Annotated in this window: 14 protein-coding genes; 6 read left to right on the plus strand and 8 right to left on the minus strand. The window is 53.2% G+C overall.

Annotated features, from left to right (window positions below; translation table 11 throughout):
• Window positions 1-41 precede the first annotated feature (41 nt).
• Window positions 42-1,292 (plus strand): glycosyltransferase family 4 protein, encoded by a 1,251-nt coding sequence (locus H6F59_RS16850; protein WP_190702553.1) that lies wholly within the window; start codon window positions 42-44, stop codon window positions 1,290-1,292.
• A gap of 23 nt (window positions 1,293-1,315) precedes the next feature.
• On the opposite strand, the gene H6F59_RS16855 is transcribed toward H6F59_RS16850, so the two are convergent.
• Both H6F59_RS16855 and H6F59_RS16860 read right to left on the minus strand, forming a co-directional pair.
• On the minus strand, window positions 1,316-1,558 hold the full coding sequence (locus H6F59_RS16855; RefSeq protein ID WP_190702557.1) for a 2Fe-2S iron-sulfur cluster-binding protein: 243 nt from the start codon (window positions 1,556-1,558) through the stop codon (window positions 1,316-1,318).
• Between the two features lie 15 nt (window positions 1,559-1,573).
• On the minus strand, window positions 1,574-1,855 hold the full coding sequence (locus H6F59_RS16860) for a DUF2470 domain-containing protein (protein ID WP_073607857.1): 282 nt from the start codon (window positions 1,853-1,855) through the stop codon (window positions 1,574-1,576).
• Window positions 1,856-1,904: 49 nt separating this feature from the next.
• Between H6F59_RS16860 and H6F59_RS16865 the strand changes: the two genes are divergently transcribed.
• The 3 genes from H6F59_RS16865 (at window position 1,905) to H6F59_RS16875 (ending at window position 3,970) form a co-directional block, all read left to right on the plus strand.
• Window positions 1,905-2,300: a hypothetical protein gene (locus tag H6F59_RS16865; RefSeq protein WP_190702560.1), complete on the plus strand. Its 396-nt coding sequence runs from the start codon at window positions 1,905-1,907 to the stop codon at window positions 2,298-2,300.
• Between the two features lie 62 nt (window positions 2,301-2,362).
• Window positions 2,363-2,491 carry a photosystem I reaction center subunit VIII gene (gene psaI / locus H6F59_RS16870; RefSeq protein WP_190517518.1) on the plus strand — a complete coding sequence of 43 codons (129 nt, stop codon included), beginning with the start codon at window positions 2,363-2,365 and terminating at the stop codon, window positions 2,489-2,491.
• Between the two features lie 30 nt (window positions 2,492-2,521).
• Window positions 2,522-3,970 (plus strand): glycosyltransferase, encoded by a 1,449-nt coding sequence (locus tag H6F59_RS16875; protein ID WP_190703046.1) that lies wholly within the window; start codon window positions 2,522-2,524, stop codon window positions 3,968-3,970.
• 54 nt (window positions 3,971-4,024) lie between these two features.
• Here H6F59_RS16875 and H6F59_RS16880 read toward each other — a convergent pair whose 3' ends face one another.
• On the minus strand, window positions 4,025-4,924 hold the full coding sequence (locus tag H6F59_RS16880; protein WP_242021524.1) for a tetratricopeptide repeat protein: 900 nt from the start codon (window positions 4,922-4,924) through the stop codon (window positions 4,025-4,027).
• A gap of 523 nt (window positions 4,925-5,447) precedes the next feature.
• Here H6F59_RS16880 and H6F59_RS16885 point away from each other — a divergent pair.
• Window positions 5,448-6,041, plus strand: coding sequence for a helix-turn-helix transcriptional regulator (locus H6F59_RS16885; protein WP_206755217.1), 594 nt, complete (start codon window positions 5,448-5,450; stop codon window positions 6,039-6,041).
• A gap of 161 nt (window positions 6,042-6,202) precedes the next feature.
• Window positions 6,203-6,982: a photosystem II S4 domain protein gene (locus H6F59_RS16890; protein WP_190702566.1), complete on the plus strand. Its 780-nt coding sequence runs from the start codon at window positions 6,203-6,205 to the stop codon at window positions 6,980-6,982.
• A 213-nt stretch (window positions 6,983-7,195) separates the two neighbouring features.
• Here H6F59_RS16890 and H6F59_RS16895 read toward each other — a convergent pair whose 3' ends face one another.
• The 5 genes from H6F59_RS16895 to rfbF all read right to left on the minus strand — a co-directional run bounded on the left by H6F59_RS16895 (window position 7,196) and on the right by rfbF (window position 12,283).
• Window positions 7,196-8,554, minus strand: a complete 1,359-nt coding sequence (locus tag H6F59_RS16895) for an NAD(P)H-dependent oxidoreductase (RefSeq protein WP_190702570.1) — start codon at window positions 8,552-8,554, stop codon at window positions 7,196-7,198.
• Between the two features lie 100 nt (window positions 8,555-8,654).
• Window positions 8,655-9,185, minus strand: a complete 531-nt coding sequence (rfbC, locus tag H6F59_RS16900) for a dTDP-4-dehydrorhamnose 3,5-epimerase (RefSeq protein WP_190702573.1) — start codon at window positions 9,183-9,185, stop codon at window positions 8,655-8,657.
• A gap of 2 nt (window positions 9,186-9,187) precedes the next feature.
• Complete coding sequence (locus tag H6F59_RS16905) at window positions 9,188-10,213, minus strand: NAD(P)-dependent oxidoreductase (protein ID WP_190517505.1); 1,026 nt, start codon at window positions 10,211-10,213, stop codon at window positions 9,188-9,190.
• 24 nt (window positions 10,214-10,237) lie between these two features.
• The gene (lhgO, locus tag H6F59_RS16910; protein WP_190517503.1) at window positions 10,238-11,458 is read right to left on the minus strand and encodes an L-2-hydroxyglutarate oxidase; all 1,221 of its coding nucleotides are present in this window, start codon (window positions 11,456-11,458) and stop codon (window positions 10,238-10,240) included.
• 51 nt (window positions 11,459-11,509) lie between these two features.
• The gene (gene rfbF, locus H6F59_RS16915; protein WP_190517501.1) at window positions 11,510-12,283 is read right to left on the minus strand and encodes a glucose-1-phosphate cytidylyltransferase; all 774 of its coding nucleotides are present in this window, start codon (window positions 12,281-12,283) and stop codon (window positions 11,510-11,512) included.
• Between the last annotated feature and the right edge of the window lie 249 nt (window positions 12,284-12,532).

Raw genomic sequence — 12,532 nt, forward strand, 5'->3', positions numbered from 1 at the left:
GCTGAGAGGGTTGGGCTAGCCATAGCTCAACCCTTATTCATATGAAAATTGCCTACGCTACCACTTACGATGTGCGCGATCGCGCTTCCTGGCCCCGTCGCCATCTGGGCCTGTACGGAGCCGGGCAAAAAATTGCTGAACTCTTGCAAAATGCTGGAGCAGAGCTTGAGTTTCTCGGCCCGCTGAAGCGGCGCAGGGTGCCAATTACTCGGCTCAAGTGGCTACTTTACCAACGCCTGGGGCAGAGCTACTACAGCCCTGTGGAACCTTGGGTTGCGCCTTACTACGCTCGCCAGCTTGAAGCTCAACTTGCCCAATCTAAGGCTGACCTGCTGCTTTGTCCTGAGAATGCGATTCCTCTGGCGCGGGTGCGCACTGCGCTGCCCACGGTGCTGTGGACCGATGCCCTGTTGGGCAGCCTGGTGGATTTTTATCCCTATTTAACTAATCTGTGTTCCGAGACTCGGCGGCGGCTGCACACTGTAGAGAAGGAAGCACTGGAACGGTGCGATCGCGTCATTCTCACCTCTCAGTGGGCGGCCCAGTCTGCGATCGATCTCTACGATCTACCCGCTGACAAAATTCGCATCATCCCCCGCGGGGCCAGCCGAGCTCAGGATCTGACTCAGACTGAGGTAGAAGCCCTGATTGCGCAGCGGCCCTCAAACCCTTGCCGACTGCTGTTTCTTGGCGTGGACTGGGAACGCAAGGGCGGGCCGCTGGCACTGGAGGTGGCCAAAACCCTCAACCAGCAGGGCGTGAAGACCGAACTCTGGGTTGTCGGCTGTGAACCTAAATGGGTAGGCGATCGCCCCAGTTTTGTGCGCTCCTTCGGGTTCATTGAACGCGCTACCCCCGCGGGTGAGGCCCAATTTGCTCACCTGCTCAGCACCGCCCACTTTTTAATCTTTCCCACCAAGGCCGATACTTTTGGGGTCGCCATTAGTGAAGCTAACGCCGCCGGTCTTCCCTGCGTGGCCGCCGCCGTAGGGGGCATTCCCACCGTATTGCAGACCGACATTAACGGCAGAGCCTTTCCGGTAGAAGCCACCGCTCTTGACTACGCCCAATATATTGCTGCCGTCATGGCCGACTACCCACGCTACCAAACCCTAGCCCTCTCGGCTTGGCAGCACTACCGCCAACACCTGAGCTGGGATGCCGCTCAACAACAGGCCTGGGGGTACTTGCAGGAGTTGGTGACTGGGGGCGATCGCAGTGCAACCTCAACCCTTATCCCATCTCGCCAGCGCCGCCTCTTGCCGACGTTGAGCAAAGGCTTCAGAGCGTAGCTGAGCGATGCCAGGCAGAATCCCTACCAGGTGGGGTCGACGTAAAGGTTGACGACGAGCCTATCCTGGCCTGGCGGCACTGCCGAAATACAGGCACAGATCGGGTCTGCTTGACCCTCCAAATCTACTTCGCAGGCGTGGCACGATCCCATGAGGCAGCCGGTGGGAATGCTCACCCCAGCGCGATCGGCCACCGCCAGCAGGGGTTCCCCCACCTCGGCATCGACGATGACACCATCAGGCAAAAATTGAATAGAGACGCTCATGGCAAAGATCTCAGCTTAAGTCCTGGCTTTTGCCTGTTTGAGCATGGCAACTAGGGTGTGGTGAGCATCTTCGGCCCCCTCTAGGGTGTGGTCAAAGGGCACTCGCACGGTGGTTGGGGCACCGTCTACGGTCACCGCCAGGGTCATACCCTCGGGGTCCACCGATTCCATCACGGCGGCGGTGGCGGTGGGTTGGTTGCCGTAGGCAGTGGCGTAAAGAAGAACCGCTTCGGTGTGGTCGTCGTTCATGTGCTTACAGATGCGATCGCTCACCGCTGGAGTAATTGGCTCAGCCATAGAAAATCCCGTAGACTACTTCAACATTGGCCATTTGTTACATGCTGTTATGATACCGCCCCTGCAACCCTCCTCAGAGCATCCCTGGTCTACGGGCCACGTTTTTCAGAGCCCAGGGGCGCACCTGACCTACCGCGTCGTCGGTCCCTGCTGCCGACTGTTCGATCGCGATCAGCTCCCTTGGCCCTGCTGCCGCATTCAGTGGCGGGGCAAAGAACCCAGTTGGCGGCGCGTTGGCAAGCGGTTTGTGCCCGATATGGCTACCCGCAAGTCGCCCTCCTACTGCGTTGAAATCGTTGGCCAAGGCTACGGAGCCCAGTCGTTTGTCACCACCCTCTACACTGCCAAGCTCGATCGCGAAACCCAGGCCTGGTGGCACAGCCGCCTGCTTCAGGAGGAGGCGACCCCGTCGAGTGAGAAAGTTTGTAACAAGATAGACATATAGAACGCCGATTCGCAGTAGTCTTATGCTCAACGCTGTGATGTTGCTATTGAGGTAGAAACCCTATGCCAGCTGCATTCTTACCCTCTATTTTGGTTCCTTTGGTGGGGCTTGTTTTTCCCGCTGTTGCCATGGCCTTTTTATTCCTTTACATTGAGCGGGATGACGCTGCTGAGCCCCTCAAGAAGTCCTAAACGTCTGTGATTCAAGCCCATTCCACTAATTTGCTTGAGGCCCCCAAGCAAGACTTCAAGCAAGATATACGGGCCTACTTTGACTACACTGCCCCCGAGCTAGATCGCTGGAGTCGTCGCAACCGCTACTACTACGGCGATCTGGCTCGGCTTCATCAATTTATTATTCCGCCCGGCTGCCGCGTGCTAGAAGTCGGCTGCGGTACTGGCGACCTGCTCCATGCCACCGCTCCAGCGATTGGGGTAGGCATTGACTTTGCTCCAGCGGTGACGGCGATCGCTAGCCAGAAATATCCTGAGTTCGCCTTCTACACGCTAGATGCTGAGGCGATCGAACCCGCTCAGCTGGACCCAGAGCACCGCCAGTTCGACTACATTCTGCTGTCAGGAGTGCTAGGTTACCTAGGCGATATTCAGGCTGTGCTCCAGCGATTGCAGCCTTTTTGCCAGTCCCACACCCGTCTGATTCTCACCTTCCACAGCCACCTTTGGGAACCTCTGCTGGGCTTAGCCGAACGGATAGGGCAACGCCGTCCCCAGCCTCCCCAAAACTGGCTCAGCATGGATGATGTGGCCAACCTACTCACCATCACTGGCTATCGCTCCCTTCAGCGGGGCAACCGGTTTCTCTGGCCCAAGTTTGTGCCCGGCATAGCCGGCCTGGTGAACCGCTATCTAGCGCCTCTGCCCGTGGTCAAGCACCTTTGCCTAACGACCTTTATTGTGGCTCGGCCTCAGCCTGTTCCCAGTTCAGAGCAGCCGACCTGTTCAGTCATCATTCCAGCTCGAAATGAGGCGGGAAACATTGCCGCTGCCGTGGCTCGGCTGCCCCAGCTAGGTGCCCATACCGAAGTCATCTTTGTCGAAGGCCATTCCCGTGACCAGACTTGGCAAGCCATTCAGGATTTGGTGCAGACCTATCGAGGGCCCTTTACCCTGAAGGCGTTCCAGCAGACGGGGCGGGGCAAGGCGGATGCAGTGCGGCTCGGGTTCGACCAGGCTAGCGGTGACATTCTGCTGATTCTCGATGCCGACTTGACCGTTCCCCCAGAAGATTTGCCCCACTTTGTCGAGGTGCTGGCCTCAGGTCGGGGAGAATTTGCCAACGGATCGCGGTTGGTTTACCCTCGCTCTACGACCGCCATGCCCTGGCTCAATATGGTGGCCAACAAAATCTTTGCTTTACTCTTCTCATTTTTGCTAGAGCAGCCGCTTAAAGACACCCTTTGCGGCACCAAAGTGCTGTGGCGACGCGACTATGAGCGCATTGCCGCCGGGCGCAGCTACTTTGGCGACTTCGACCCCTTTGGGGATTTTGACCTGCTGTTTGGGGCTGCTAAGCTCAACCTCCACATTGTGGAAGTGCCAATTCGATACCAGCCCCGCACCTACGGCAGCTCAAATATTGCCCACGTCAGAGAAGGGCTAATCTTGCTGAAAATGTGCCTCTACGCCTCTCGCAAGCTCAAGTTTAGATAGTGCTTCGGTAGTGAAATAGTGGCGTAATCGCTAAACCGTCCCCCTTGAAACCCGCTAGCTCTCGGGCAATTGCCCAAGGTGGCTTTGGGCTTTAGCTGCCCAAGTCGGGTTACCCATGGTGATATAAAGGTTTTTGGCATATTCCAGCACGGTGCGGGCTTCATCAAAACGACCAAGCTGAATAAAAGCTAGCCCAGCACTGTAGTAGGCGTCAGCGTAGCTACCATTGATTTGGGTCGCTATGCGAAACGAGTTGAGAGCGGTCTCGGTTTGCCCCTGGTTGAATCGAGCAATTCCCAAATTGTAGTGGGCTTGCGCGTACCGGGGCTGAAGCGTCAGAGCCTGTTGCAGCACAGCCTCGGCTTCGGCGTTGCGCTCGGTTTGTAGGTAGATAATGCCCCGCTGCAAAAATGACTCGGGAGCATTGGGGCTATATTGACCTGCCCGTTCGAACGCCGCCAGTGCCTCGGGAAATTTCCCTTGAGACTGATAAACCAAGCCCAGGTTGTAGTGGGCATTGCCGAGGTCGGGCTGAATCGCGATCGCTCGCTGCAAATACTGTTCGGCCTGATCAAGGTTATTGCCTTCGATCAGAGCCCCGCCTAGGTTGGCGTAGGCCAGCGCAAACTGCGGATCGGCTCGAATCGCCGCCCAGAACGCGGAGGCGGCCTCTTGCAGCTCACCTTTTTGGCGCAGGGCTAGGCCAACGTTGTAATGGGCGGCAGCCAGGGTGGGGTCTAGGGCTGCCGCCTGCTGAAACTGGGCCAGAGCACCGTCGATTTGCCCCTGCTGAATGAGGCTTAACCCCTGATTAAGGGCGGCCTCTGCCGCCGCTGGAGGTGACTGGGCATAGCTTGCCGCGTGCAAGATTGGATAGAGGAAGGGAAGTGCGATCGCAGCGGCCATAATGCCCCCCTGCAAACGCTTTAGCAGTCGTCGATTGGCCGATATCATACTCGTTGCTATGGCCCTTAGCCCAATGGAATGCCCATAACAATATAGACAAGCACTTACTTTTTCAACTGTCTTACCAAATTGCTGCAACAACTTAGTGGCTAGTGCAGCAGATTGGGCAGGGCGCTCTGGTAGTTTGCTGTTTCTCTGTTCAGGACATGGTGAACAGCATTCATACAAGTCCTTTAACTCGAGAGCGGTTTCTATCTGCCAGTAAATGACTTAAAAAGTCAGCAAATTGCCATAGAAACTTGCCAAACTTTCCAGAACGACGCTTCATCTTGGTGAAGAATCTGTCAGTTTTATCCGTTTTTTTACGGGCGATTCACCTTCGCCACCGCTGCAACCCTGTAGAAACCACTTAGAAAACTGTCCCTAGTGTGCGGAGATCCCACCCTCCAGGTTGAGGTTCTCTTTACTGAAAACTCCAGCGCAATCCATCCCAGCGCAACTTAACCGGCTGTGTTTCCGGATGACTCCCTTAACTCTGTCGTGTCTTAAACCAGGTAGCCCCATGGTCACTATGAGTTCATCCACCACTCTCTCTAATTCTCGTTTTATTGCTTCCCCAGCAACCCAGGCCAATCTACCCCTGCTCAGCGCCGTACTCGAAGGCTTTGTTGATGGAATTTTAGTCTTGACTGAAGACGGCACCTGCGTACACAGCAATCAGAAGGGTAGAGCCCTCTGCCGCGATCTCAGCGGCAGTGATAGTACCAATCTTTTGCCCCCCGGCCTTAAAGCTATGTGTGTGCACCTCCTAGAAAGCCGTGAGTTTTACCCCGAAACCATGCTGGTGCTCACCCAAGAATTTACGTCTTGCTCTGGACACCAAATTCGAGCCCGTATTCAGTGGCTCGAGCTGCCTGCTACGGCCAGTGCTTATCTGCTGGTGTCTTTAGAAAATCAAACCCGTGCGGCCCACGCCTCTGCCATGCTTGAGGCATTGCAGTATGACCTCACCCCCCGTGAGCGAGCCGTGTGGGTGCTGCGCCGAGCCAATCGCACCTACGACGAGATCGCTCAGGAGCTCTACATCACTGTCAATACAGTGAAGCGCCACCTGAAGAGCATTTATGCCAAGCGCAAGGAGGTGACTGAAGCGATCGCCAACTAACTACCGCTGCAGAAACCAGGTGGTCAGGTTGAAACCCATAACCACCTAGTTTCCCTCCTCTGCCCCAGGTTTGCCTGACAGTAAGCTAGGATCAGTGCCCGAAGGTTGGGTTTGCCTAAGTCCACCACCATTACTGATCTGTCGCTAAACGCTCTCTGCCCATGCTGCCCAAGGATGACCTGCTGAAATCGCTCGACAACCGCGACTGTTTGGCCCGTGTTTTAGACCAGGCCGACCAGGCTATCAAAACCTGGGATATCGTCGTTACCGACTTTTTGTCGCCCCCCGAGCAAATTGAGGCCGAAGCGCTGCTCCAGCGATTGACCGATGTTCACAGCCTCGCCTGGGGTGGCTATCCCCAGGCTGAGCGCCAGCGGCTGGCGATCGCGCGAGCCTATATTCCCTTAGATCAGACCCAGATTCCCCTATCGCTACTGACGGTAGGGGGAAACTTTATGTTCGATCCCGCCAGCCACGGCGACTTTCTAGGAGCCCTGCTTGGCACCGGCCTGCACCGTGGCAAAGTGGGCGACATCATCGTGCTTGGAGAGCGGGGGGCGCAGGCGATCGTTGTGCCTGAACTGGCAGAATTTCTCACCCAGTCCCTTACTCAAGTACGCTCTGTACCCGTAAAAACTCAGCCCCTAGAGTGGGATCAACTGCGGGTGCGTGCTCCTCAGAAAAAAGACCTGACCACTGTTGAAGCATCCCTGAGACTCGATGCAGTGGCCTCTGCCGGGTTTGGTATGTCGCGCAGCAAAATGGCTGACCTCATCAACAGCGGCGACGTGCGTGTGAATTGGAAGCCGATCACCCAAGCCAGCCACACCCTGTCCACTGGGGACTTAATCGCAATTCGCGGCAAGGGAAGGCTCGAAATTGGTGAAGTTGCCGTTACTAAAAAAGAGCGCTATCGCGTCAACTTGACCCGCTATAGCTAGTGACAAGGGGTAGGTTAGCAATGTAGATTGGCAAGCTCATTAATGTTCATCTGCCTAGATATGCGATCGCCCCCCTCAGATCCGGCAGCCGTGGTGTATCCTACTCTGCTTTTCAAGCATTCATTCCCCTCAGCAAGATCATAAAAAAGGGAAAGCCCATCGTGGACTTCCCCTCTTGCCATAAGTCTATTGAGTAGTGGGAAATTGCTCCAGCTACGCTACCCCGGCAAGGGATTTTTGCGGAGCAAACATAGCGTTTTGTTCAGCCCGCAGCTTATCGCACAGACGCCCGGGGGGCAGCTCGACATCGTCGTAGGTTAACGCCTGATCCTTAGCGACATCCCGCTTTAGCTTACAGCCCTCAGCTAGACCCACTGGAAGCAAGTTTTCCGCCGCCGTAATTTCAGCGGTTTCGCACTCGCCGTAGGTCATAAAGCCGCCAATGCAGTCAATGGTCTCACCAGCTTTTAGGTCGATTTTGGCGGTGGTCACCACATCAACCTTCTGGCCAGCAATGGGGGTCATAACGGCGTCACCAAACAACACAACGCGGGCAACCGACAGTGGCACTTCAAAGTGGCACAGGTGATAGGGGGTGTAGAAGCTGTATAGAGGCCCCTCACCCAGCTTGTATAGGTTCAGATAATGGCGCTGCTTGGGATCGTCGTGGGTGCCAAATACATAGACTCCAGGGCCAGGCTTTACCGCTACGACATAGTCGACGATGCCGCCCAGTTCCTTGAGCTGGTCGACATCGTACAGCTTAGTTAGGTCGTCAATATGACCGGTGTAGTTGAGATCGTACTGCTTGACCAACTCATCCTGGTGCAGCCTGAAATCGTGGCCCAACATACCGCGTTTGGCGACGGTCATACCGGTGGCGTTAGCAACGATAGCTTGCTCAAAAGAGACTTTGGTGCCATCGGCAAAACTGGTTACCATATTTACATTCTGCCCCCACTGTTCGGCAAACCCCTTTTGAGTAGTGGGGTTGCGGTAGGGGTCTTGTAGGCCCTTGATATTGCCGCACACCAGCGGAGTAAGGCCGATGCTCTTAACAAAGCGGTAGAGGTTCATCTCAACGCCAGGCTGGTCGCCATCGCAGGCTGACAAAATCACCCCAGCTTTATCGGCGTAGGTTTTGAGAATAGGGCCAATGGTGCCATCTAGCTCGGCGTTCATGAGCACGACGTGCTTCTTGTGGGCGATCGCCTCCATCACCACATGGGCACCAAACTCTACGGCACCAGTGACTTCAATCAGAGCATCAATTCCCTCTGCTCGACACAACAGCATCGGGTCATCAGTAACGGCATAGCCGCCTGCTGCAATGCTGTTTTCCAAGTCAGCTACAGTGGAGACGACGTTAATGTCCTCGACACCTGCTTCTTGGTAAGCCCGCTTAGCAGTATCTACGTTGCGATTTGAGATCGCTACCAACTCCATACCCGGCACAGAGTTGAGCATTTGGTTAGCGACCCCACGCCCCATAAACCCCGCGCCGATCATCCCCACTCGAACCGGATTACCGGCTTCCTGTCTAGCTTTTAGCGCCGTATCAACAATAAACATGGTGTTTAAGCCTAAGCGATAGATTAGCTTGAAATAGCTCAATAAAGGCCAGTTCTTTGGCAGAGGACTTCGTCTCAGCAAAGAACTGGCAGAAGATTACCTAGCCTTTAAAGGGAGGCCACTGACCATCTTTTTCAGAAATAACCGTCACAGGAATTGGCCACTTAATGCCAAACGTGGGGTCATCATAACGAATACCCTGCTCATAACCAGGGGAGTAAAATTCACCTACCTGGTAGATCACTTCAGCATCGTCGGTCAATGCTTGGTAGCCGTGGGCAAACAGCTCAGGTACATAGAGCGCCTTACGGTTGTCAGCGGTTAGCTCAATGCCAAAGTGCTGCATGTACGTCGGAGAATCGGGGCGAATATCGATGATGACATCGTAGATAGCGCCGCGGGTGCAGCGTACCAGCTTAGTTTCGGCTGCCGGGGCAAGCTGATAATGCATGCCCCGCAGAGTACCCTTCTTGTAGTTGAAGGACATGTTGCACTGCGCAACCATGGGCTTTAACCCATGCTCTTCAAATTCTTTGGCACAAAAGGTACGAGCAAAGCCGCCTCGGTCGTCGCTGCGAATTTCGAGATCGATGACAAAAGCATCTTTGAGATTAGTTGCTTCAAAAATCATGGCTAGCTCCAGAAGAAATCTTTATCAATTTGCTGGGTGCGAATGAGATACTCCAGCTGCTTGAGACGGGTAAAGCCGCGAGAGGTAAACATCTCTTCGGTCATATCGATTTGCTGGAACACCTTCAAAAGTTGCTCTGCACCACGTCTGGCATCCCAGTCGCACTTAAACCCAGGAAGCACGCTATTGATCTTGTCGAAGGATACGCGATAGCTGCGATTGTCCGTGTCTGGCTTGCCAAAGCTCAGCTGACATTCAGGGAAAGTTTCTGCAACAATCGTTGCAATTTCGCGCACCTGGTAGTTGTGGTTGGTGTCGCCGACGTTAAAGACCTGATTGTGGACAATATCGCGGGGAGCTTCGAGGGCACAGATAATTGACTTAGCAATATCTAAACCGTGCACTAAAGGACGCCAGGGAGTACCATCGCTGGTCATGCGAATCTCTTTGGTTGTCCAAGCCAACCCTGAGAGGTTGTTGAGCACAATGTCAAAGCGCATGCGGGGAGATGCCCCATAAGCAGTGGCATTACGCATGAAGGTGGGAGAGAAGTCGTCGTCCGCCATGGGCTTCAGATCTTGCTCTACAAGGGTTTTGCATTTAGCGTAGGCGGTTTGAGGGTTGACCTCAGACTCCTCGGTAACGTAGTCATCGCCTTCAGCAACCCCGTAAACGCTACAGGATGACATATAGACAAATCGACGCACCCCAGCGGCCTTAGCCAATTCTGCTAGGCGCACAGACCCTTTATGGTTGATGTCATAGGTGATATTAGGGGCGAGCTTACCTAAGGGATCGTTAGATAGTTCAGCCATGTGAACAATGGCTTCTACACCCTCAAGATCGGCAGCTTCAATGTTGCGAATATCTTTGTTTAGGGTTTTAGCTGACGAGTTAATGCCGTTGTATAGCCAGCCTGCTTTATAAAAGCCGGTATCAACGCCAATCACGTCATGGCCTTTTTGCAGGAGTAACGGTGCCAGCAAACAGCCAAGATAGCCTTCTGTACCAGTAACTAATACTTTCATGGGTGAATTCCTGTTTGAGTATGATTAGAGTGCGACGGAGGTTGGAGCAGTGGCATTAACCACTTGGGAGGCAACCTCTTTACCAATTTCCAGAGATGACGTGGCTGCCGGAGACGGCGCGTTTAAGACATGAATTGACCGCTCTCCGTTAACGATGAGGAAGTCATCAACCAAGCTGCCGTTATTCATTAGCGCTTGAGCCCGTACCCCAGCATGGGTGGGGACAACGTCTTCACTACGAACCTCTGGAATGAGGCGTTGTAAGCTTTTAACGAAGGCCGCTTTACTGAAGGAACGAACGATCTCGCGGACACCTTCATCTGCATGCTTGGAGGCTAGCTTCCAGAAGCCTGGATAAGCCATCACTTCAGCAAAGTCTTTCAGGTCGAAATCAGTCTTTTTGTAGCCTTCCCGCTTCAAACTTAAGACTGCGTTGGGACCAGCATGCACGCTACCATCGATCATTTTGGTAAAGTGCACCCCAAGGAAGGGGAAGCTGGGATTGGGTACCGGATAGATCAGAGTATTAACCATGTGTCTCTTCTCGGGCACTAGCTCGTAGTACTCACCGCGAAAAGGCACGATCTTTGCCGAGGGCTTGAGGTTAGCCATCTGGGCTACTCTATCCGAAAATAGCCCAGCGCAGTTGATCAAAAACTTCGCTTTTATGGTGCCTTTGTTAGTCTCTAGAACTACATTTTGTGGTTCTAAGGAGATGCCTAGTACCTTGGTATTCAAACGGAGGTCGTTGTCCGCCTCTTGAATAATCTCAATGTACTTTTGACAGACGGCTTTGTAATTAACGATGCCGGTTGAGTCTACCTTAACAGCGGCAATACAGTTAACGTAGGGTTCGATCTCCTTGACTTGCTCTGGCGTAATCTTGGTAACGGGAATCTCGTTTTGAAGACCACGCTGAAAGAGATTCTCTAGGAGGGGTAGTTCTTTCTCTTGGGTCGCGACAATGACTTTGCCACAGACGTCATAGGGAATGTCATGCTGGCGACAAAAGTCTACCATTGATTGACAACCGGCTCGGCTAAATTTTGCTTTGAAGCTGCCGGGCTTGTAGTAGATGCCGGAGTGAATAACTCCGCTGTTGTTACCTGTTTGATGATAAGCCCAGGAGGACTCTTTTTCGATGACGGTAATTTTGGCGCTGGGGAGCATTTGGCTCAGCTTCATGGCTGTAGCCAAGCCCACAATGCCACCGCCAACAATAGCGTAGTCGTAGGTATTGGACATTATGTTTGCTCTAGTGTGCAGTTATGCAGGCTGTTTTGGAAAAGGCTTGAATTACCAAACTTTCCAAGGAGCTTCTCCAGATTTCCACAATCCTTCAAGATTATTTTTATCTCGAAGAGTATCCATGGGTTGCCAAAAGCCGTCGTGACGGTAGGCTGACAATTGTCCCATCTCAGCTAGCTTCGTTAGGGGTTCATGCTCCCACATGACGTCCTCATCGGGGATAAAGTCGATTACTTGAGGATCTAAGACAAAATAGCCACCGTTAACGTAAGCTTCATCGCCATCGGCTTTTTCAGCGAAGGATGCGATCGTGGTCTGTCCTTCATGTAGGGAGATGGCCCCAAATCGACCAGGGGGCTTGACTGCGGTAAGCGTGGCCAGGGTACCCTGCTCTTCGTGGAATTTAATGAGTTCGGTGACGTTTACATCACTAACTCCATCACCATAGGTGAAGCAAAAGGGCTCAGACCCAATATATTCTCTTACCCGCTTGAGACGTCCACCGGTCAGCGTCGATGCGCCGGTATCAATTAGCGTGACTTTCCACGGTTCGGCGTTACCGTTATGAATATTCATTTGGTTGTAACGCAAGTCAAAGGTTACATCTGACATGTGCAAAAAGTAGTTGGCAAAGTACTCTTTGATGACATAGCCTTTGTAGCCACAGCAAACGATGAATTCGTTAATGCCGTGGGCAGCATAAATTTTCATGATGTGCCAAAGGATGGGATAGCCCCCAACCTCAACCATGGGTTTAGGCTTAATGCTAGTCTCTTCACTTAAGCGAGTACCTAAACCACCAGCTAATATAACTGCTTTCATAAACCCTCTAGAAATTAATAAAACTAGGAAGTTCTGGTCTTCGAACTGACGCGCTCAACCTGCGGAAGCTGAGCTAAATTCTCAACTCATTTGTCTTAGTAAAACACTGCCTATATTAAATGAAAACTCCCATTTCTGAAAATTCTATTTAGCCGTGGGCTAGGGAACTAAGTTGAGTTGAATGCATCTTTAGCTTAAGTATTCTTACCGTAGCTTACGCCAGACTTCTACACTCACCTGCTGTCTTCA

The sequence above is a fragment of the Nodosilinea sp. FACHB-141 genome (assembly GCF_014696135.1).
Taxonomy (GTDB): domain Bacteria; phylum Cyanobacteriota; class Cyanobacteriia; order Phormidesmidales; family Phormidesmidaceae; genus Nodosilinea.

Excerpts from the sequence above, each read along its gene's own strand:
- H6F59_RS16850 (WP_190702553.1), top strand. The coding sequence starts at position 42 with ATGAAAATTGCCTACGCTACCACTTACGATGTGCGCGATCGCGCTTCC.
- H6F59_RS16895 (WP_190702570.1), bottom strand. The coding sequence starts at position 8,554 with ATGTTTATTGTTGATACGGCGCTAAAAGCTAGACAGGAAGCCGGTAAT.
- H6F59_RS16885 (WP_206755217.1), top strand. The coding sequence starts at position 5,448 with ATGAGTTCATCCACCACTCTCTCTAATTCTCGTTTTATTGCTTCCCCA.
- H6F59_RS16880 (WP_242021524.1), bottom strand. The coding sequence starts at position 4,924 with ATGATATCGGCCAATCGACGACTGCTAAAGCGTTTGCAGGGGGGCATT.
- rfbC (WP_190702573.1), bottom strand. The coding sequence starts at position 9,185 with ATGATTTTTGAAGCAACTAATCTCAAAGATGCTTTTGTCATCGATCTC.
- H6F59_RS16905 (WP_190517505.1), bottom strand. The coding sequence starts at position 10,213 with ATGAAAGTATTAGTTACTGGTACAGAAGGCTATCTTGGCTGTTTGCTG.
- psaI (WP_190517518.1), top strand. The coding sequence starts at position 2,363 with ATGCCAGCTGCATTCTTACCCTCTATTTTGGTTCCTTTGGTGGGGCTT.
- lhgO (WP_190517503.1), bottom strand. The coding sequence starts at position 11,458 with ATGTCCAATACCTACGACTACGCTATTGTTGGCGGTGGCATTGTGGGC.
- H6F59_RS16890 (WP_190702566.1), top strand. The coding sequence starts at position 6,203 with ATGCTGCCCAAGGATGACCTGCTGAAATCGCTCGACAACCGCGACTGT.
- H6F59_RS16855 (WP_190702557.1), bottom strand. The coding sequence starts at position 1,558 with ATGAGCGTCTCTATTCAATTTTTGCCTGATGGTGTCATCGTCGATGCC.
- rfbF (WP_190517501.1), bottom strand. The coding sequence starts at position 12,283 with ATGAAAGCAGTTATATTAGCTGGTGGTTTAGGTACTCGCTTAAGTGAA.
- H6F59_RS16865 (WP_190702560.1), top strand. The coding sequence starts at position 1,905 with ATGATACCGCCCCTGCAACCCTCCTCAGAGCATCCCTGGTCTACGGGC.
- H6F59_RS16860 (WP_073607857.1), bottom strand. The coding sequence starts at position 1,855 with ATGGCTGAGCCAATTACTCCAGCGGTGAGCGATCGCATCTGTAAGCAC.